The organism is Kribbella sp. NPDC104218 (assembly GCF_055584105.1).
Genome location: NZ_JBVJMQ010000003.1, coordinates 535,972 through 556,526, shown reverse-complemented (window position 1 = coordinate 556,526; position 20,555 = coordinate 535,972). Strand labels below are relative to the sequence as shown.

15 protein-coding genes are annotated in these 20,555 nt (G+C 69.3%); 7 read left to right on the top strand and 8 right to left on the bottom strand.

The annotated features are described in order from the left end of the window. Positions 1-146: 146 nt before the first annotated feature. From ACZ6ZD_RS27350 to ACZ6ZD_RS27330, 5 genes are read right to left on the bottom strand one after another with little or no spacing between them, the layout of a single operon-like run. On the bottom strand, positions 147-956 hold the full coding sequence (locus tag ACZ6ZD_RS27350; RefSeq protein WP_465676773.1) for a GNAT family N-acetyltransferase: 810 nt from the start codon (positions 954-956) through the stop codon (positions 147-149). Then, positions 953-1,756, bottom strand: coding sequence for a GNAT family N-acetyltransferase (locus tag ACZ6ZD_RS27345; RefSeq protein WP_465676772.1), 804 nt, complete (start codon positions 1,754-1,756; stop codon positions 953-955). The genes ACZ6ZD_RS27350 and ACZ6ZD_RS27345 overlap by 4 nt, the downstream gene beginning before the upstream one ends. 34 nt (positions 1,757-1,790) lie before the next feature. Next, on the bottom strand, positions 1,791-3,503 hold the full coding sequence (locus ACZ6ZD_RS27340) for a glycerol-3-phosphate dehydrogenase/oxidase (RefSeq protein ID WP_465676771.1): 1,713 nt from the start codon (positions 3,501-3,503) through the stop codon (positions 1,791-1,793). A gap of 30 nt (positions 3,504-3,533) precedes the next feature. Continuing rightward, the gene (gene glpK / locus ACZ6ZD_RS27335; RefSeq protein ID WP_465676770.1) at positions 3,534-5,051 is read right to left on the bottom strand and encodes a glycerol kinase GlpK; all 1,518 of its coding nucleotides are present in this window, start codon (positions 5,049-5,051) and stop codon (positions 3,534-3,536) included. A gap of 19 nt (positions 5,052-5,070) precedes the next feature. Further along, positions 5,071-5,904 (bottom strand): MIP/aquaporin family protein, encoded by an 834-nt coding sequence (locus ACZ6ZD_RS27330; RefSeq protein ID WP_465676769.1) that lies wholly within the window; start codon positions 5,902-5,904, stop codon positions 5,071-5,073. Positions 5,905-6,140: 236 nt separating this feature from the next. Here ACZ6ZD_RS27330 and ACZ6ZD_RS27325 point away from each other — a divergent pair, with 236 nt between their 5' ends. Together ACZ6ZD_RS27325 and ACZ6ZD_RS27320 are read left to right on the top strand one after the other, a co-directional pair. Continuing rightward, the gene (locus ACZ6ZD_RS27325) at positions 6,141-6,644 is read left to right on the top strand and encodes a SigE family RNA polymerase sigma factor (protein WP_465676768.1); all 504 of its coding nucleotides are present in this window, start codon (positions 6,141-6,143) and stop codon (positions 6,642-6,644) included. Then, positions 6,641-7,741 (top strand): hypothetical protein, encoded by a 1,101-nt coding sequence (locus ACZ6ZD_RS27320; protein ID WP_465676767.1) that lies wholly within the window; start codon positions 6,641-6,643, stop codon positions 7,739-7,741. Before ACZ6ZD_RS27325 ends, ACZ6ZD_RS27320 begins: the two co-directional genes overlap by 4 nt. On the opposite strand, the gene ACZ6ZD_RS27315 is transcribed toward ACZ6ZD_RS27320, so the two are convergent. Further along, a complete protein-coding gene (locus ACZ6ZD_RS27315) occupies positions 7,738-8,343 on the bottom strand; it encodes a VOC family protein (protein WP_465676766.1) in 606 nt (201 codons plus the stop codon). The genes ACZ6ZD_RS27320 and ACZ6ZD_RS27315 overlap by 4 nt on opposite strands. A gap of 91 nt (positions 8,344-8,434) precedes the next feature. On the opposite strand from ACZ6ZD_RS27315, the gene ACZ6ZD_RS27310 reads away from it, so the two are divergent. The 3 genes from ACZ6ZD_RS27310 (at position 8,435) to ACZ6ZD_RS27300 (ending at position 13,297) form a co-directional block, all read left to right on the top strand. Next, complete coding sequence (locus ACZ6ZD_RS27310; protein ID WP_465676765.1) at positions 8,435-9,703, top strand: alpha/beta hydrolase; 1,269 nt, start codon at positions 8,435-8,437, stop codon at positions 9,701-9,703. Further along, positions 9,700-10,476: an SGNH/GDSL hydrolase family protein gene (locus ACZ6ZD_RS27305; RefSeq protein ID WP_465676764.1), complete on the top strand. Its 777-nt coding sequence runs from the start codon at positions 9,700-9,702 to the stop codon at positions 10,474-10,476. The genes ACZ6ZD_RS27310 and ACZ6ZD_RS27305 overlap by 4 nt, the downstream gene beginning before the upstream one ends. 64 nt (positions 10,477-10,540) lie before the next feature. Then, on the top strand, positions 10,541-13,297 hold the full coding sequence (locus ACZ6ZD_RS27300) for an ATP-binding protein (protein WP_465676763.1): 2,757 nt from the start codon (positions 10,541-10,543) through the stop codon (positions 13,295-13,297). Here ACZ6ZD_RS27300 and ACZ6ZD_RS27295 read toward each other — a convergent pair. Continuing rightward, the gene (locus tag ACZ6ZD_RS27295; RefSeq protein ID WP_465676762.1) at positions 13,287-15,101 is read right to left on the bottom strand and encodes a S8 family serine peptidase; all 1,815 of its coding nucleotides are present in this window, start codon (positions 15,099-15,101) and stop codon (positions 13,287-13,289) included. The two genes, ACZ6ZD_RS27300 and ACZ6ZD_RS27295, sit on opposite strands and share 11 nt — an antisense overlap. A 180-nt stretch (positions 15,102-15,281) precedes the next feature. Here ACZ6ZD_RS27295 and ACZ6ZD_RS27290 point away from each other — a divergent pair, with 180 nt between their 5' ends. Beyond that, complete coding sequence (locus ACZ6ZD_RS27290) at positions 15,282-16,421, top strand: trypsin-like serine protease (protein WP_465676761.1); 1,140 nt, start codon at positions 15,282-15,284, stop codon at positions 16,419-16,421. A gap of 71 nt (positions 16,422-16,492) precedes the next feature. Then, complete coding sequence (locus ACZ6ZD_RS27285; protein ID WP_465676760.1) at positions 16,493-19,867, top strand: NACHT domain-containing protein; 3,375 nt, start codon at positions 16,493-16,495, stop codon at positions 19,865-19,867. On the opposite strand, the gene ACZ6ZD_RS27280 is transcribed toward ACZ6ZD_RS27285, so the two are convergent. Next, entirely contained in the window at positions 19,826-20,533 is a 708-nt protein-coding gene (locus tag ACZ6ZD_RS27280; RefSeq protein ID WP_465676759.1) for a DUF4386 domain-containing protein, read from the bottom strand. The genes ACZ6ZD_RS27285 and ACZ6ZD_RS27280 overlap by 42 nt on opposite strands. Positions 20,534-20,555 lie beyond the last annotated feature (22 nt).

Sequence of the window (20,555 nt, the reverse complement as noted above, 5' to 3'; positions counted from 1 at the left end):
ACTGGCGGGACACAAACGACAACTTGGGCGAAAAACGGACCAACGGCCCGGGAAACGACGAGTCCACCGACGACGGCGCGCACGACACGGGGACGGTCGGCGGGGTGTCGGGGGGAGAGCCGGCGACCGCCTCCCCCCACCTCAGGTCAGGGCCGCCAGCGGTAGATCGGCCGCTCGTAGGCGACCTTGAATCCGCGCCGTTCCATGTTGGCCAGGGAGCTGTTGTGCTCCCCCGGGCCGGGCCTGCCGGTCTCGCTCGCGGCCAGCGAGCAGCCGGCGGCGTAGGCGTCCTCGAGCCGGCGCGCCATGATCGCGGACTGCGCGCCGCGCCCCCGGTACGCCGGGAGCGTCGCACCGCAGACCAGCTCGCCGACGCCGTTCGCCATCCCGAGCGCGCCGACGCCTACCAGCTCGGATCCGGCCCAGGCGCCGTACAGCCGGACGCCGGGGCGCTCGCCCCAGGCGACCAGCATCCCGGCCAGCCCGCCCGACGGATCCGGCATCTCGAACCCGCGTACGACGACCGCCGCCCATTCGGCGAACCCGTCGGGCTCGACCTGCGCGATCCGCAGATCGGTCTTGGCCGGCTCGACCGGCCCGGCCGGGCGGACGGCCTTGACCCACGTGCCGCCGCGCGTCAGGCCGTGTTCCGCGCAGATCTCGTCCCAGTCGGCGGGCAGCAGCTCCGGCGCGAGGTGGAAGTTCAGCACCCGGGCATCGGCCGACCGCGCGAAGGCGAGGACTTCGCCCAGCTGCGCGCTGTCGATCGGCCGGTCCAGGCCGAAGCCGTGGGCCTGCGACCAGTAGTCGCTCGGATCCTTCGCGAAGATCATCGCCATCGCGGCGCCGAACCGGCGTCCGCTGATCCCCAGCGCCTCGACCACGGACTGCGGGGCCTGAGCCAGCTCCCACAGGATCTCGGTCTCGGCGCGCTCGACGCGCTCGGTGTCGCTCACTCGGCGCGCCAGTTGTAGACCGGCCGCTCGTAGACAACCTCGAGCCCCGCGCGCTGCATGTTGGCCAGCGACGAGTTGTGCTCCCCCGGGCCGGGCTTCCCGGTCTCGGCCGCCGCCCAGAGACAGCCGGCCGCATAGGCATCCTCCAGCCGGCGCGCCATGATCGCGGACTGCGCGCCACGCCCCCGGTACGCCGGAAGGGTCGCGCCGCTGACCAGCTCCGCAACCTCGCCGACGACGACCAGGACGCCGGTCCCGACCAGGGTGTCGCCGTCCCAGGCGCCGTAAATGGTGACGCCCGGCAGGTGGCTGAACGAGCCGATCAGCGCGCCGATCTCGTCGGACACCTCGAAGGCCGCGATCTGGATCGCGACGAACGCGTCGACGTCGTCCGGGCCGAGCGGCTCGACCCGCAGGTCGGTCTCGACCTTCGCGACCGGCGCCGCGGCGCGGGCCGTCTTGACCATCGTCTGGCCGCGGGACAGGCCGTACTTCGCGCAGATGTCGTCCCAGTCGGCCGGCAGCGCGGCCGGGGCGACGTGGAAGTTCATCGCGCGACCGCCGGCCGCCTCGGTGAACTCCAGCACCTCGGCGACCACGGCGCCGTCCAGCGGGCGATCGAACCCGAACCCGTGCGCCTGCGACCAGTAATCCGTCGGATCGTTGCTCACGACAAGGGCAATGCCCTGACCCAGCCGCCGCGCGCTGATCCCCAACTGCTCGCCGATGGCCGGCGGGACCTTACTCAGTCCCGCCAGCATCTCCGCCTCGGCGAGCTCCAACCGTTCAGTGAGCTCCATACGGCCAATCTACGTCGGCCGTTCAGCGCCTCTGTTACGCCGGTGACACGATATCCGGCGCCTCCAGGCGGACCTTGTCGGCCGACTCGTCGTCCGGCTGATCCTGGGACGCGCGCTCGGATTCGACCCGCCGCAGGTAGAACGAGATCTCCCGCTCGATCGCGGCCTCGTCCCACCCGAGCACCGGCGCCATCAGCCGGGCCGCGGCCTCGGCCGCCTCGACGCCGCGGTCCCAGGCCTCGATCGAGATCCGGGTCCGGCGGGCCAGGACGTCGTCCAGGTGCCGGGCGCCTTCGGCGGTGGCGCCGTAGACGATCTCGGCCTTCAGGTAGTCCTGGGTGCCGGGCAACTGCTCACCGAGCGACGCATCGTCGGCGACGAGCGCGAGCACCTCGTCGATCAGCGCGCCGTACCGGTTGAGCAGGTGCTCGATCCGGGCGACGTGCAGGCCGGAGCGCTGCGCGATCAGGTGCCGCTGGTTCCACATCGCGTGGTAGCCGTCGGCGCCGACCAGCGGCGTGGTCTTGGTGACGGACTTCGGCACCCGGCCGTCGAGCGCGTCGGCGGCCGCGTCGATCGCGTCCTTGGCCATCACCCGGTACGTCGTGTACTTGCCACCGGCAACCACCACCAGCCCCGGCGCGGCGTGTGCGACGACATGCTCGCGGGACAGCTTCGACGTGCTCTCCGACTCCCCGGCCAGCAGCGGCCGCAGCCCGGCGTACACGCCCTCGACGTCCTCGCGGGTCAGCGGGGTGACCAGGACGGCGTTGACGTGTTCGAGCAGGTACTCGATGTCCTTGCTGGTCGCGGCCGGGTGCGCCTTGTCCAGGTTCCAGTCGGTGTCGGTGGTGCCGATCAGCCAGTGCCGGCCCCAGGGGATGATGAACAGCACCGACTTCTCGGTGCGCAGGATCATCCCGGTGCTGGACTGGATGCGGTCCTTGGGCACGACCAGGTGGATCCCCTTCGAGGCGCGCACGTGGTACTGCCCGCGCTCGCCGACCATCGCCTGGGTGTCGTCGGTCCAGACGCCGGTAGCGTTCACGACCTGCTTGGCCCGGACCTCGAACTCACGCCCGCTCTCCAGGTCCTTGGCCTGGACGCCGGTGACCCGCTCGCCCTGGCGCAGGAAGCCGGTCACCTTGACCCGGTTCGCGACGTGGGCGCCGTACGACGCCGCCGTCCGGGCCAGCTCCATCGTGTGCCGGGCGTCGTCGACCTGGGCGTCGTAGTACTGCAGTGCGCCGACCAGAGCGGACTTCTTCAGCGACGGAACGAGCCGCATCGCGCCGCGCCGGGTCAGGTGCTTGTGGATCGGGAGGCCGGCGCCGAGACCGGAGCCGACCGCCATCCCGTCGTACAGGGCCACACCGGCACCGGCGTAGAACCGCTCCCACCAGCGGTGCTGGAGCGGGTACAGGAACGGCACCGGCTTGACCAGGTGCGGTGCCAGGCGTTGCAGGAGCAGGCCGCGCTCCTGCAACGCCTCGTGCACCAGTCGGAAGTCGAGCATCTCCAGGTAGCGCAGACCGCCGTGGATCAACTTGCTGGACCGGCTGGAGGTACCGCTCGCGAAATCGCGCGCCTCCAGCAGGCCGGTGGTCAGGCCCCGGGTCGCGGCGTCCAGCGCCGCTCCGGTGCCGACCACCCCGCCACCGATCACCAGGACGTCCAGCTCTCGTCCGTCGGCCATCGCGTCGATCGCGTCAGCCCTTGCTTGCGGTGACAGAGCCACTACCGCCACTGTGCTGCCCTCTCTTCCGAATTCGTAGTACTAGTCGACGTCGACCCAGTCGAGGGTCCGCTGCACGGCCTTCTGCCAGCCGGCGTACCCCTGACTGCGCTGCTCGTCGTTCCACTGCGGTTCCCACCGCTTGTCCTCGTTCCAGTTCTGAACGAGCTCTTCCTTGTTCTTCCAGAAGCCGACCGCCAGGCCCGCCGCGTAGGCCGCGCCGAGCGCCGTGGTCTCGGCGACGACCGGCTTGCTCACCGGTACCCCGAGGATGTCGGCCTGCATCTGCATGCACAGCTCGTTGGCCGTGACGCCGCCGTCCACCTTCAGCACGTCCAGCGTGACGCCGGAGTCCTTGGCCATGGCGTCGGACACGTCCTTGCTCTGGTAGCAGATCGCTTCCAGTGTTGCGCGGGCCAGGTGCGCGTTGGTGTTGAACCGCGACAGGCCGACGATCGCGCCGCGGGCGTCGGAACGCCAGTACGGCGCGAACAGGCCGGAGAACGCCGGGACGAAGTACACGCCGCCGTTGTCCGCGACCTGGCGAGCCAGCGTCTCGGTCTCGCTCGCACCGGAGATGATGCCGAGCTGGTCGCGCAGCCACTGCACGGCCGACCCGGTGACCGCGATCGAGCCCTCCAGTGCGTACACCGGCGCCTCGTCGCCGAACTGGTAGCACATCGTGCTGAGCAGGCCGGCCTTGGAACGGACCAGCTCGGTGCCGGTGTTCAGCAGCATGAAGTTGCCGGTGCCGTAGGTGTTCTTGGCCTCGCCGGGGTTGAAGCAGACCTGGCCGACGGTAGCGGCCTGCTGGTCGCCCAGGTCGCCGGTCAGCGGGACGACGCCGCCGAGCGGGCCGCTGGCCAGCGTCTCGCCGTACTTGTTCGGGTCCGACGACGGACGGATCTCCGGCAGCATCTGCCGCGGGATGTTGAAGAAGCTGATCAGCTCGTCGTCCCAGTCGAGGGTCTCGAGGTTCATCAGCATGGTCCGGCTGGCGTTGGTGACGTCGGTGATGTGGACGCCGCCGTCCACCCCGCCGGTCAGGTTCCACAGCAGCCAGGTGTCGGTGTTGCCGAAGATCGCGTCACCGGCCTCGGCCGCGGCGCGGACGCCGTCCACGTTCTCCAGGATCCACTGCACTTTGCCGGCCGAGAAGTACGTCGCCGGCGGCAGACCGGCCTTCTGCCGGATGATGTCACCCTTGCCCTCGCGCTCCAGCGCGGAGGCGATCCGGTCGGTGCGGGTGTCCTGCCAGACGATCGCGTTGTAGTACGGCCGGCCGGTCCTGCGGTTCCAGACCACGGCCGTCTCACGCTGGTTGGTGATGCCGAGCGCGGCCAGGTCGCTGGCCTGCAGGTTGTGCTTGGTCAGCGCGGTCTGGATGACCGAGCTGGTCCGCTCCCAGATCTCGGTCGGGTTGTGCTCCACCCAGCCGGCCTGCGGCAGGATCTGCTCGTGCTCGAGCTGGTGCTTGCCCACCTCGTTACCGGAGTGGTCGAAGATCATGAAACGCGTGCTGGTGGTGCCCTGGTCGACGGCGCCGACGAAGTCAGCCATTAGAACTCCTCAGGAATCGTCATGCGGTCTTGTCCTCCGGAATACGTCCCGGCTCCTCTTCCTCGTCCGCGATCGGCAGGTTCCGGCCGACCAGCAGGTCGTAGAGGAACGCGCCCACCAGCGCGCCGAGGATCGGCGCCACGATCGGCACCCAGAAATAGAGATCCCCGAATTGATCTCGGAACGCCGTTTCGTACCCGGTGAAGAACGACGCCAGCCGGGGGCCGAAGTCGCGGGCCGGGTTGATCGCGTACCCGGCGTTGGTGCCCCAGGCCATCCCGATCGCGACCACCAGCAGGCCGACGACGAACGGCGCCAGGTTGGCGGCCGGCGCGGTGTTGCGCAGGTCGGTGATCGCCAGGATCACGAACATCAGGATCGCGGTGCCGATGATCTGGTCGCGGAACCCGTCCCACAGGTGCACGTTCAGGTCCGCGACGCCGTTACCGGGCAGCGTGGAGAAGACGCCCTGGGTCTTCATCGTCAGCCCCGGGTCGGCCTTGTGCAGCACCTCGGTGTAGTTCCACCGGACCACGAGCGCCGCCAGGAACGCTCCGAGGAACTGCGCCACCGAGTACGGCAGCACCTTCTTCCAGCTGAACCCGCGGAACGCCGCCAGCGCGATCGTCACCGCCGGGTTCAGGTGCGCGCCGGTCATCCGGCCCGCCACGTAGATACCCAGTGTCACTCCGAGACCCCACGCCCAGGCGATCGAGTCGTGATCGCCGATCCCCCCGGCCGCAACCTGCGCCACCACTCCGCAGCCGAACAGGATCAGGATGAACGTGCCCGCGAGCTCGGCGGAACACTCCCCCAGAAGGGTTTTCGCTTTGACCGTCTCGGTCGTCGCCATCTTCGACCAGCCTCCCTTCCTTGCAGACGCAGCCGTGACGACCACGGCTGGCTGGAATCTAGGAGCGTTCGGGGAGCGGCACAACGCCCGTCGTTCGACATTGTCGAACGAAACCAGCGCGCAACTGGTCTGCGACACTCAGTGATCGGGCCGGTACTCACCGCTGGTGATCCAACCATTCGGCACCATGATCGCGTCAGGGCGTTCGACGATGCCCCATCAACGATAGGAGCCCGATGCGTGAGGAGTTCGCCGAGTTCGCTCGGGGACGGCACGGGGCCTTGTACCGGTACGCCTACCTGCTGGCCGGAGAGCGCGGCCTGGCCGACGACCTGGTCCAGGAGGGCCTGGTCAAGACCTACGTCGCCTGGAAGCGGCTGCGCGACCCGTCGGCCGCCGAGGCCTACACCCGGCGCGTGATCACCAACACCGCGATCAGCTGGTACCGCCGCAAGTCGTGGCACGAGCGGCCGCACGACGCCCTGCCCGACCAGCTCGCTCCGGCCGAGGACAGCACCGCGCGGCTCTGGCTGTGGCAGGAGCTGCAGCAGCTGCCGCCCCGGCAGCGCGCGGCCGTCGTCCTGCGCTTCTACGAGGACCTGACCGAGCCGCAGACCGCCGAGGTGCTCGGCTGTTCGGTCGGCACCGTGAAGAGCCAGGTCTCGGTCGCGCTGCGCAAACTGCGCGACCGCCTCGGCGCCGACGCAATCCCCCTGGACAAGGCAGGAGCCAGCCAGTGACCGATCTGCTGAAAGACACCCTCACGTCGCAGGCTCAGGCGACTACGCCACCGGAGCTCGATCTCGACGCGATCATGGCGACCGGCAGTCGTCGCGTGCGCCGTCGCCGCGTCACCGCCGCCCTCGGCGCCACCCTGGCCGTCGCCGCCGTCGTCGGCACCACACTGACCGTAGTCCGCACCCAACAGGCCGAACCGCCGGTCCTCGGTCCGTCGTCCGGTGAGCGCCAGCCGATGTACGCCGCCAACGGCGTCATCCACGCCGACGGCAAGACCATCAACACCGGCCGGCGCGACCTCGATCAGCTCGCGCAGAACAACTTCGGTGTCTTCTACACGGTGAAAGACTCCGACGAGGTCCACTTCCACGACGGCAAAGAAGACAGCGTGATCGCGGCCGGCAAGGCCGACGGCGCGAAGCTGCGCGCCGCGGGCGACTACCTCATCTCGACCCGGCAGACCAACGGCAGCTTCGGCACCACCATCGAGAACCTGCGCACGGAGAAGGAGGTCCTGAACACCGACGACAACGCGTCGGACCCGAACGCCGCGTCCCGGCAGCCGGACTACGTGTTCGGTCTCGACAGCCGGTACGCCTATCTGAAGGGCGAGAACTCGGTGATCCGGCTGGCGCTGGCCGGGAAGAAGGAGGTGACCGCCGAGATCCGCAAGTCGCCCGTCGTCCCGCTGGCCGCTGGAGCCAACCGGCTGGTGTTCATCGGCCCCGACAAGCAGATCTTCGTCGCCGGCGACCTGGTGAAGCCAGAGCGCGAGCAGGCGCTGCAGGAGTACTCCGGGGCGCCTGACCAGGTCGACATCGGCATCTCCGACCAGGGCTCGTACGTGATGGTCGCACCGAAGAATCAGCGGCCGGCCCTGTACGACGTCAACGGCGCGAAGTACCCCATCACCAGCCCGCAGCCGCTGGTGTTCGGGCAATGGCTGTCCGACAACGCCTTCGCCGCGGTGACGGCCGCGGGCCAAGGGCGGCCGGTGGACCTGTTCCGGTGCGTCGTGGCCGATGGGAAAGCCAACTGCCAGGTGGCGAAGAAGGCGATCGCCACCAGCAACGCGCAGGTGGTGTTCCCGAACCGCTAGCCCAGGCGGAACTCGCCGCGCGGGCCGCGCACGGTCGCGGTCAGCGCTGGTGGGCCTTCGGTGACCTCGAGGTCCGCGCCGAGTGCGGCAAGGGCGGTGCGGACGGCGGTGGCCTGCGGGTGGCTGGCGCGGAAGTCGAGCAGTTCGCCGACCGCGGCGACGGTGGTGGTCGGGTGCGGCGTCGTCCCCCAATCGATGACGAACGGGACGACGCCGTCGTACGGCCAGGGCGAGACCCGGCTGACGCGCCAGGTGACGGTCTCGCCGGACGGCGTCGCCCGCGACATCGGGCCGACTTCGCCCAGCTCGGCGCCGGCCGCGCGGGCCGCGCGGACTGCCGCGTCGAGGTCACCGGGATGGATCGCCCAGGTGAGTAGCCGGTCGGTGCCGGTGAAGTCGAGGATCGAGGACTCGGCGTCGAGGTCCGGGCCGAGGAACTCCAGGTACGTCGTCCCGCCGAGCCCGACGAGGAAGTTCCGGGTCCCCCACTGCGGGTGCCGGCCACCCTCGACCGGCTGCAGCCCGGTGGTCGCGGCGAAGCGTTCGACGGTGCCGAGCAGGTCGGGCGTCCCGTACACGAGGTGGTCGAGCAGCTGATCCATGCCGCCGACCGTACCGTGAGTCACTTCGTCAACCGATCGGCTGCGACAGGCGTCCCGAGTTGTGGGTCTACTCGGCGTTCTGGAGGGTCGCATGGACGTGTCGCTGCTCGGAGGATGGTTTCCGGTCGCGTTGGGCGGGTTGGCCGTCGGACTGCTGGCGCTCGCGATCGGACGGCGTGATCGGCACTGGCGACGACGAGTACTACCGGTCGCGCTCGGGGTGGCTGCCGCGGGCGCACTGCTGGCGTCGTACCCCGGCGCGGAGCTGGTCGGCGTCACCGATCCGTTGCCGCTCGGCGTCTGGATCTGGTTCGGGGTCGCGCTGGCCGGTCTGGCCGTCCTGGTGGCCGGCTGGCGCAGTGCGCGGTGGTGGCGGCGCGGCACCGCCGTCCTGGCGATCGCCGTGTCGGCTCTGGTTTGCGCGAACCAGATCAACCAGTTCGTCGGGTACTACCCGACGGTCGATGCCGCAGTCAACGATCTGACCGGCGCTCCCCTGCCTGGGCAGGTGTCGATGACCGGGCTCGCGCAGACGCCCACCGGGCATACGCTGCCGCGGGCCGGCCGGCTGGTCGCGGTCGACGTGCCAGCGACCTACAGCGGGTTCAAGCATCGTCAGGAGCTGGTCTACCTGCCGCCGGTCTGGTTCCAGGGCCCGCGGCGTCCAGCGTTGCCGGTGGTGGAGATGATCGGCGGCGAGCGAGGCGCGCCGGCGGACTGGGTGCGGCTCGGGAACGCCGTCCGCGTGTCCGACGCTTACGCACAGCAACACCGCGGGTTTGCGCCCATACTGGTTTTCGTGGACGCGACGGCATCGTTCGACAACGACACCGAGTGCGTCGACGGCCCGCGCGGTCACGCCGCGACCCACCTGGCCGAGGACGTCCCGCAGTACGTCGAGCACACGTTCAGAGCGTCGCGGAACCCGGCTCAGTGGGCGGTCGCCGGCTTCTCGATGGGCGGTACCTGTGCGCTCGACCTGGTCGTCGAGCACCCCAGTACGTTCAGCCACTTCGTCGACATCTCGGGCGACCTGGCGCCGTACAGCGGCGACGGCCACGACACTCTGCAGAACCTGTACGGCGGTTCGGTCGCCGCCGAGCAGGCCAACGAGCCGCTGCAGGTGATGCGCCACCACGGCCGGTACCAGGGTGTGAGCGGCGTGTTTCTGACCAGCACCGCCGAGAAGACCCATCAGCGCGAGGCACACCAACTGTCGGCCGCTGCAGCCAAGGTCGGCATCCCGTCGCGGGTCGACGTCTCCCCCGGCTCGCATGTCTGGCAGTTCGCCGGCCCGGCGTTCGCCAGCTCGTTCCCCTGGCTCGTCGGCCAGCTCACCCCGGCCCACAGGCACGCGTGACGCGCAGACTCCTCCACCTGGCTGTCGCCGTCGCGCTGGTCGCCCTGACCATCGCGGCGGACGCCAAACCACCTGCGCTCGACACGCCGCCCGGTCACCTCAGCGTCGTCGCGCTCGGCGACTCCGTCACCTCTGGCTACCACTGCTACTGCGAGGGCTTCCCCGCCGAGTATGCCGACCTGCTCGCGAACCGGACCGGCACCGGCGTCACGGCGTACAACTTCGGCGTCGGCGGCCTCGACTCGCAGGGTCTGCTCGAAGAGCTCAACCGATCCTCCTCACGGATGGCGCAGGCGACGGCTGGTGCGGACTACGTCCTGCTCACGATCGGCGCGAACGACTTCGCCGGCCACGAGGACGACGTCACCGGCGGACGCTGCACGACCGAATGCGTCGCCGAGGAGCTCACCGACCTGACCGACAACCTGCACCGGATCTTCGACCGGATCGCCGTCCTGGACCACGACCGGACCCCTGAAGTCCTGGTCACCGGGTACTGGAACGTCTTCAAGGACGGCGACGTCGCCGCCGCGGCGTACCCGGACGGCGGCCCATCCGCGACCCTCGCCCTGACCCGCGCGGCCAACGACCTGATCGCCAAGGCCGCCCAGGCGGCGCACGCCACCTACGTCGACCTCTACACGCCGTTCGAGACCGCGCCGAGCGTCACCGGCCTGCTCGCGGCGGACGGCGACCACCCGAACGCGGCCGGGCATGCGCTGATCGCCGATCTCCTGCTCGCGGCGACCCCGGGCCGCAAGATCACCGGCTGAAGTTCTTCCGCTACGTTCGGTGCCGAACTAGTCTCCGTGACAACCCCGCCGCCCTGGGAGCGTCATGACCGTGTTCAGCCACCGCAGACTGCTGCGCAGTGGCTCACCCGTGCTCGTCGGCCGGTCCGAGGAGCTGCAGGTCCTGGTCTCGACCGTGCCGCGCCGTTCGACGGTAGTGATGATCGAAGGCGAGGCCGGGATCGGTAAGACCCGTCTGGTCGACGAGCTGCTGGCCCACCCCGATCTGGCCCGGCTGAAGGTTCTGGTCGGGCACTGCCAGCCCCTGCGCGAGCCGTTCCCGTACGGCGCGGTCATCGAGGCGCTGCGCGGTCTGGCCGGCACCCGGCTGCACACAGTCAGCCCGGTCGCTGGTGCGTTGCGCCCACTGCTGCCCGAGCTGACCCAGCTGCCGGCCCAGCCAGCCCCGATCGGCGACCCACACGCAGAGCGACACCGCACGCTGCGTGCGGCCCGGGAGGTGCTGGCCGCGATCGGTCCGGCCGTTGTGGTCGTCGAAGACCTGCAGTGGGCCGACGACGGCACCCGCCAGCTGCTGCGGTTCCTGATGGCCGACCCACCGCCGAACCTGTCCGTCGTCATCACCTACCGCCGCGAAGACCTCGCCGGGCATCTCCCCCTCGGTTCGGCGTACCGGCCACCCGACCATGTCGCCGGAGTGCTGCTCCAGCTCGGCCCACTGGACGCCGGCGCCGTCCGGACACTCGCGACCGCAATCCTCGACCAGGAGCCGGTGAGCGCGGAGTTCGCCAACCAGCTCCGCGAACGGACCGCCGGGATTCCGTTCGTGGTCGAAGAGCTCCTGCGATCGGTACGGACGTTTCCGGCCCGGCTGCCCGAGGTGGTCGAAGTACCGGTGCTGCTGCGGGATGCGTTCGCCGACCGGCTGTCCGGGCTGCCCGAGCTGGCGCACCGGATCGTGCACGCCGCCGCGGTCCTCGGCGTACCGGCGGGCGTCGAACAGCTCACCCTGGTCGCGGCGATCGACCCGGAGCATGCCGAGCTCGCGCTGGTCCAGCTCGCGCGGGCAGGGGTGCTGCACGAAGTCCGCCCGAACCAGTACGGCTTTCGGCACCTGCTCGCCCGGCAGGCCGTCTACGACTCGCTCGAAGGACCGGCCCGGCGTCAGCTGCACCTGAACGCGATCGCCGCGCTGCGCGACGTCGTCCCGGCGCCTCTGGTCCAGCTCGCCGAACACAGCCGCCGCGCCGATCGGCGAGCCGACTGGCTGCAGTACGGCGAGGACGCCGCTGACCTGGCCACCGACGTGGGCGACCCGGCCGTCGCGACTGGTCTGCTGCAGCAGCTACTCGCCGAGCCTGACCTGCCGACCGAACAGGTCGACCGGCTGGCCACGAAACTCGGCTCGGTCGCGTACGCCGGTCTCGATCAGCATGACCCCGTGGCCACCCTGGACCGGGTCTTGAGCGACCATCGGCTGTCGACCGCGGCACGTGGCGAGGTCCGGCTGCTGCTCGGCCGGTTGATGGTCCGCCAGAGCGGCCGGATCGCGGAGGCGCGGATGGTGATCAGCCAGGCCGTCGACGAGCTGGCCGAGCGCCCCGACCTCGCGGCCCGCGGCGCCGCCGTCCTCGGGACGACGTTCGTCGGCGACACTCCCCTGGCCGAGCAGCGGCCCTGGCTGGATCGGGTCGACGCGTATCTGGCCGACTGCGACGATCTGGAGCTGCGCACGTCGCTGCTCGCGAACGTACTCGGATCCCGGTTGTCGATCGGCGACCCGCAGGTGCTGAGTGACCTGTCCGCGCTGCCGACGTCCGTGAGCTCTGTGGCCGAGCGGCGGCAGCTGGCGCGGACCAGATGCAACCTGGCCGACTCCTGTACGACGATCGGCCACTTCGCCACGGCTCGCGAGTTCCTGACCAGCGGCGTCCGGCTGGCAGCGGAGGCGGGCAGCCCGTTCGTGGTGAGCACCGCACGCTCGACCGAAGTCCGGCTGGACTGGTACACCGGCCAGTGGGCGGGGCTGGCCGACAGGGCCGGTCGGCTGCTCGGCGAGTACCGCGATCTGTTGCCGGTGGCAAGTGAACTGTCGCTCGTCCTCGGGCTGCTCGCGATCACCCGCGGCGAGTGGCCCACCGCGGCCGAGCACCTCAGCCGGACCGGCGTCGACAGCCCGGCCGACGCGATCACCCCGATCGCGATCGGCGGCTTCGCCGGGCTGGCCCGGATGTGGCTGGCCCAAGACGACCTCGGCCAGGCAACGGCCGCCGTCGAGCGCGGCCTGCAGCTCGTGCGGCACAAGGGTGTCTGGGTCTGGGCGGCCGATCTGGCGCCGGTCGCCGTCGCCGTCCTGACTGCTGCCGACCGCACGGCGGACGCTTCTCAGCTGATCGAAGAGTTCGCGGCCGGGATCACTGGTCGGGACGCTCCCCTTGCGCACGCCGCGCTGGCCTCTTGCCGCGGCGACCACCAGAGCGCCGAGGCCGGGTACCGAGCCATCGGAGCCACTTACCTGGCCGCGCAGTCCGCCGAACGCTGCGGCGATGACCTGGCTGCGCTGGCCGACTGGTACGACGTACTCGGCGCGACCCGAGACGCAGCGCGCTGCCGCCACGGCCTGCGCAGCCGCGGTACGCCGTCACCGTCGCGCCGCGGCCGCCGAGGCTACGGCTCCGAGCTGTCGCCCCGCGAGCAGGACGTCGCGCGGCTGGTCGCCCAGGGCCTGACGAACCGCGAAATCGCCGACGTGCTGTTCCTGTCCCCGCGGACGGTGGAACAGCACGTGGCGAAGGTCCTCCGCAAACTGGGCGTGGAGTCCCGCGGCCAGCTCACTGACTGAAGCAGAACGCCTGCGCGCCCACGCTCCAGCACTGGATCTGCTTGCTGGCCGTGCTGCTCGCACCTGCCCGATCAGTCACCTTCAGCTCAGCCGTGTAGGTCTTCTGGGTATTGGCGTAGCTGTTGGTCGCTGTCACACCGCCCCCGGTTTTGCCATCACCGAACGTCCAGGAGTACGAGGCGATATCGCCGTCCGGATCTGTCGAGCCACTACCGTTGAAACTGCAGGCTGACCACTGGCACTGCACTGTGAAGGAGGCCTTCGGCGGCTGACCCGCAGGCGGCGCACCGGCCTGCACCTGCTTCGTCGTGGTCCCGGTCTTACCGGCGTCATCAGTGACCGTCAGCTTCACCATGTAGGTACCGGCCTGGGCGTAGGTGTGGGACGGCGTCGCTCCGGTGCCGGTCTGGCTGTCACCGAAGTCCCACGCGTACGACGCGATCGTCCCGGTCGACCCGGTGCCGTCGAAGCTGCAGGACGGCGTCGTGGCCGAGCAGTTGGCAGTGAAGGACGCCGACGGACCACCGGTGCCGCCGCCGATCTTGCTGACATCGAGCAACTTGTTCGGCGAACCCGCGCCCGGGTTCTGCACCTTGCCCTCCTGCGCCTGGCTCACCAACGCGTCCCGCACCTGCTGCGGCGTCGCGTTCGGGTTCGCCGACAGGTACAGCGCGGCGGCGCCGGCGACGTGCGGCGCGGCCATCGACGTCCCGGACATGCCCTTGCTTCCGGTGTTGTTCGAGTTGCTGGCCGAGGTGATGTTCCCGCCGGGCGCGAAGATGTCCACGCACGACCCGATGTTCGAGAAACTCGATCGGCTGTCGTTGGAATCGGTCGAGGCGACCGTGATCGCCTCGGGGACCTTCGCCGGGCTCGGCGTACACGCGTTCCCGCCGTTGTCGTTGCCGGCCGCAACGGCCCAGACGATCCCGGCCGCGATCGAGTTCTTCACCGCGCGGTTGATGCCCTCGGGATCGGCGTTCGCGCCACCCGACGTCCAGCTCGCGTTCGCCACCGCGGGTTTGCGCGCGTTCTGCGTCACCCAGTCGACGCCCTGGATCGAATCGGCGTCCGGCGCGTTGCCGTCACAACCGAGCACCTTGACGCCGACGATCGTCACGTCCTTCGCGACGCCGTACGTCTCACTGCTCGACGTACCGCCGGTGTGCGTACCGTGCCCCTGGTCGAACTGGTTCTTGCACTCGTTGACGTTACTGTCCTCGTCGACGAAGTCGTACCCGGACTGCGCCCGGCCCTCGAACGACGCATGGTCGGTGTTCAGCTCGGAGTCGGTGTTGTAGACCGTCACGCCACTGCCGGTGTTCGGATACCGGTAGACGTTGTCCTTCACCCCGTCGATCCGGTCCAGTCCCCACGACGGCGGATTCGGCTGCTCTCCCGCGGCCGCGATCGACGTCGCGGCCCGGGCCACCTGGGCGCCGAACATATTCACCTTGACGTCGGCCCGGCGCACCCACAACGACTGCTGCACGAACTCGACCTTCGGGTCAGCCGCCAGCCGGCGCGCCTGCCCCTCCGACATCCGCACCGCAAACCCACGCAACGCAGCCGAGTACACATTCCGAACCGTGCCGCCGTACCGCTCGGTGAGCGTGCCGGCCTCGGCGTCCACCGTGGCCACCGCCACCCCAACCCCACCCTGCAACCCAACGATGTACAACCCAGGCACCGTATCCGGCGCACCCGCATTCAGCACCGTCCCACTCGGCACCGCGTACGCATTCCCGGCGACCCCCACCACAAACGCCGTCACCAGCACACCAAACAGATTCCTTGTCCGCATGGTTCCTCCTCTGGGCCGGCGGAGCGGCGCGGCCTCCGCCCACTCTCCGCGCCCCCCAACCCCAGAACAATCCGTAGAACGGTAGGTAGCCCGCAACGCCCATGAGATCCGTAGGGCTACGGATTGTCCGGCCGCGCACGGCTGGCGATGCTGCGAGCACCGCCCACCCGAGGAGAGCCCATGCGCAAACTGCTCGCCGTCGCGACCGCACTCGTCGCGTTCACCCCCGGCCTGGCCCACGCGACCGCGCCGTCCGAGGCAATCCCCCCGAACCAGACATCGCCGTCCGGCGGCCCGTCGACGCAGATCGTCGGCGGCCAGCAGGCCTTCGTCCGCGATCAACCCTTCGTGATCGCGATGCTGCGCGAAGGCGGCGCCCGCCCACAAGGCCAAACCTGTACGGCGGCCGTCGTCGCGCCACGCGTCATCGTCACGGCCGCGCACTGCAAGGACGGCCAGGGAACCAAGTCGATGCTCTACGGCTCCGACGACCTGACGAAGTCCGGCGGCACCAAGCTCGCCGTCAAGGAATACCTGCAACACCCCAACTACCAGCCCCCGAACGGCTGGCAACAAGGCTGGGACGTCGGCATCGTCGTCACCGAGACCGACATCCCCGTCCCCGCCGGCTACCAGTACCCCCGCGTCGCCACCTCCGCCGACACCACCCTCGACGACCCCGGCCGCAAAGCCCTCCTCCTCGGCTACGGCCGCATCCGCGACGGCGAGAACCAATACGCCCAGCTCAAGAAGGTCGACAACTACCCACTCGTCGACGGCCGCAACACCTGCGGCTCCTTCGGTTCCTTCAACGACGCCTACATGATCTGCGCCGGCCACGCCGACGGCCACGACGGCATCTGCCAAGGCGACAGCGGCGGCCCCATGCTCGTCGACGGCGTCCTCATCGGCGTCGCCTCCTGGGTCAAAACCGGCTGCACCAGCTACGGCGCCTGGGGCAAACTCACCGGCACCATGGGCGACTGGGCCAACGAAACCATCAAGAAATACGAAGATCCCGGCAACCCGCCCACCGGCCAGTCCCCCAAAGCCACCTTCACCGCCCAGTGCCAATGGTCCGCCTGCACCTTCGACGGCAGCGGCTCGACAGATCCCGACGGCGACATCGCCTCCTACGCCTGGACCTTCGGCGACGGCAAAACCGCCACCGGCCCCACGTCCACCAACACCTACCCCAACACCCAGAAGACCTACACGGCCGAACTGAAAGTCACCGACCGCGCCGGCAACTCCAACACCGCCACCCGACAGATCCAGTGCTGGTCCGTAGGCGCCCAAGCCTTCTGCTTCCCGCAGTAGACCTCGCGGCCACCCGAACGCCGGTGACTGTGCGTATTGCTGGTGGTCCTCGCAGGCGCTAACTTGCTCGGATGGCTCGCTCACCTTTCACCTTCGGCGGCGCGCTGGAACTGTTCGAACCCGAACGACGCAGGTTCGCGGTCCTGGAGAAGGTCTTCGGCGGACTTCTCCTCGGCGGAGCCGCAGTGTCCGCGGCCACCGGCGCGCCGCTCCCGGTGATCGGAGCCGGAGCCTCCGCACTGCTGGGCCTGATCGACCCGAAGAACGAAGCCATCGGACTGCTCGGCGCCCTGGCCGACCGGGCGGCCAGGGCTGCTCGCAAGGACACGGCCGAGAACAAACACGACGTTATCGCCGCAGCGCACACGCTGACGGTCTTCTCGGCCTACTTCGACGCCCTGCACGAGATGCTCGGCCCGACACTGGTGAGCCTCGAGGTCACCGAGAAGGAGAAAGCCCGACTCGTCGGTCTTCCGTCGGCACCGGGGAATCGCGCCGAGGTGGTCGCGATGCTCCTCGACACCGAGGTACCGCTCCCGTCACCGCAATACGGCGTGATCGAGAACCTCGAACAGCGCATCCAGCCGTACTTCGATCGGCTCAGCATCGACACCCTGCAGTTCTTCTCCGGTCTCGAAGCCTGGGCCGAGGTCACCACCAGCGGGCCGAACGCCGCCGACGACATCGCCAACTGCGCCGCGACCATCTACCGCGGCCGGATGCTCGAGCTCAGCGCCGATGCGTCGTTCGCCCAGTGGGTCAATCTGAACGAGCACGCGGCCACCCGGCACGCCATCCGGACAGGTCCGCTCGCAGAGATCGAGGCACTGTTCGAACTCGTCATGAACAGTTCGCCTCCGCGCGCGGGCAGCATCCGCGCCGAGCTGGCCCTGGCGGCCGAGGAAATCCTCAGGGAACCGCTGCTTCGGGCCGGCGGCGAGCTGGCGTCGCCGACGGTCGAGCAGGGCTTCGTCGAGCCGGCGTTCAAGCTGGCGGTCGCCGACAGCCAGTCCAGGCCGGCGGAGGAATCCTGGTGGAACGACGTCCGTGAACACCATTCCCTCGTCGATTACCTCGCGTCCTACCTGGCCGACGACACCAGCACCCAGCTGCCGCTGCTGCTGCTCGGGCATCCGGGCGCTGGTAAGTCGCTCCTCACCGAGGTGCTTGCCGCTCGTCTGCCGCCCGCATCGTTCGCCGTCGTCCGTGTTCCGCTACGGCGGGTGGACCCCGATCAAGACCTCAGTGAACAGATCACGGCCGAGCTACGGCGAACACTCCAGCGGTCCCGCACCGACCTCAGCGATCTGCGAAGCGAATGCGGCCCGTGCGACGAGTGCCCGACCGGCCAGTCCCCGAGCTGCCCGCACGGATGCCGGCTGGTGATCCTGCTCGACGGGTTCGACGAGCAGATCCAGGCCACCGGCCTCACCCAGTCCGACTACCTGGAGAAGATCGTCGAGTTCCAGAAGCGTGCCCGATCGCTGAAGGTACCGACCTCGGTGATCGTGACTTCGCGGACAATCGTCGCCGACCACGCCACGATTCCGGCCGGTACGCCGCTGCTGAAGCTGTCCGACTTCGACGTCCCCCGGATCAGCCGTTGGCTGGCCATCTGGAACCTTACCCATGTCCGGACACCGCATTTCCGGCCAGTGACCACCGAGATGCTGACCGACCACGCTGGTCTCGCGGAGCTGGCCCGCCAGCCTCTGCTGTTGCTGATGCTCGCGGTCTACCTGACCGACGGAGATCGCGACGCCGACCGCCTGGACGACGCAAGCCGGTCAGAGCTCTACCACCGTCTGCTCGATCGTTTCGTGCTCCGGCAGGTTCAGAAATCGACGACGCCGGCAGAACGCGGCGCCGAGGTCCGCGCGCAGCGCAGACGGTTGCAGTACGTCGCTTTCGGCATGTTCGCCCGCGGCCGCCAGCACATCACCGACCGCGAACTCGATACCGACCTCGCGGCGCTCCTCCCAGGACCGACCGCAGCGGCCCTCACCCAGGCCCACCGGGTCCTCGGGGCCTTCATGTTCATCCACAATGCCAAGGCCGACCGCGAGCAACGCGACGCCTACGAATTCCTGCACGCCACTTTCGGCGAGTACTTGGTCGCCGAGCTCACCATCCACCTGCTCAGCACCAACCATGACGAGCAACTGCTGCGCCGCGTCCTGTCGCACCAACCGCTCAGCATCCGCCAACCTATCCTGAACTTCGTCACCGAGCTGTCGCGAGAGCTGGACGACGATGCCCGCTCCCGGGTACTCGACGCGCTGACCGAACTCCTCAACGCAGAACGGACCCGTCCGGACATACCCGACGACCAGTTCGAGCCGACGGCGTACGACCCGGTACGCCGCCGAGCGACGTACACCGCGAACCTGACGCTCCGCGTCATCATGGCCGAGCGGCCGGTCCCCCGGTACCTCCTGGTCGGCAGTCTGGACCCGGCCGTCTGGGAGCGACAGGTACGGCTGTGGCGCGCCGGGCTGGACCAGTCTGCCTGGGTCTCGGTCATGCAGACCCTCGGCAGCGACGACCAGGTGTACGCCGAGCCGATCGCCAATCAGGCCGCCGAATTCAGCGAGGCCGCCCTGATCGGCGACCGAGCTCTGATGGCCACGCTCTCGCTCGGCCACCCGGCACGGCGTACGTCCGCCGTGGCCTGGACGGCCAACCAGCTCAACGTTCTGGAGCTGATCGCCAACCTGCACCATCAGCGCATCGGCGTCCCGCAGCTCGACCTGCTGCTCCCCGAAGAGCTGGACGCCTACGAGCACCTGGCAGTCGAGCTCAGATTGGTCGGCGGCACCCCGCCCGCATTGATCGCCGAACACGTCCTGAGCCTGCTGTCGAGAGATGCGGGCCAGCTTCCGGAAGAAACTGTCGAACGACTGCTCGAGCCGATCGGCTGGGCGCATATGAGCATCTATGCGGCTGAGCTCGTACCGGTGGCCGCCGCGCACCCGGCTTTGCTCCACAGGTTCGAAGAACTCGACCGTGCGATTCGCGGAATGGGAGCCGAGTACCGCCCCTTTGCTGTCGTGGTTCTCCGCCACGCCGCACTGCTGCATCACGGGACTGAGCAGCAACAGACACTGGCCGATCTGTGGCAGGATCTCGACCGAAACATGGCGCGACGGTTCGGCCTGCGATTCGAGGGCCGGTACTTCGCTCCCGAGTTCGTCACCTACCTGCGCCTCGAGCGGCCGGCCTGCTGGCTCAACTCACCGATCACCCTGAGCGCATTCGGTCAGCTACCCCTGTCCGTACTACGGGACATCGCACCGCTCGATGCGCTCTTCCTCGCCGAAACCTTCTCGTGGGACGACGACAAGTTCGTGTCCCGCTACCTCATCACCCACGAACGCATCACCATCGGTCAAGACGTCACCGACCTACTGTCCGTCCTTCGCCACTACGCCGGCACGAGCCGGTGACTCCCTGAACCCTTTGGTGATCAGGTAGATGCCGAAGGAGAGTTCCCAGAGGAACTCGGGGATGGTGGCGAGGCCTTGGAGGGCGCCGCCTCGGTCGGCTAGGCCGAACATGACGGCGAGGCCGGAGAGGACTACTAGGGGGCCGCCGATGAGGCCTAGGAGGGCGAGGCGGCGTGGGACGAGGCCGGAGCGGTACATGAGGGCGCCGAGGATGATGCCGTTGGCGAGGCCGGCGAAGATGCCGGGGCCGATGAGGAAGGCGCGGTCGTAGAGGGCGACGAAGAGGTGGCCCAGGGCGGGGTTGTCGGTGGCGGCGCCTTCTTGGCGGAGCAGGACGAAGGTGAGGAGGCTGAGGATGCCGACGGCGATGAAGATGCACTCGAGGAGGCGGGCGGCTACGTAGCTGAGAGCGAGGGTCGGGCTGTGGCGCTTGAAGAGCGCGTACGGGACGACGGCGGTGGCTACGTTGGCGACGATCAGGATGAGCTCGAGCAGGGCGCCCAGGGCGACGCTTGCTGTCGGGTCGGGGCCGGCGCCGGTGATGTAGGCGGGATTCTCGCGGACGGGCGCGTAGAAAAAGAAGAACGCCGGGATCGACGAGACGAAGGTGACGATCATCAGCCAGCCGGTGATGGTCGCGGTGCGGCGTGTGGCAGCAGTGTCCATGTGGACTCCCCCCGGAGTGCAA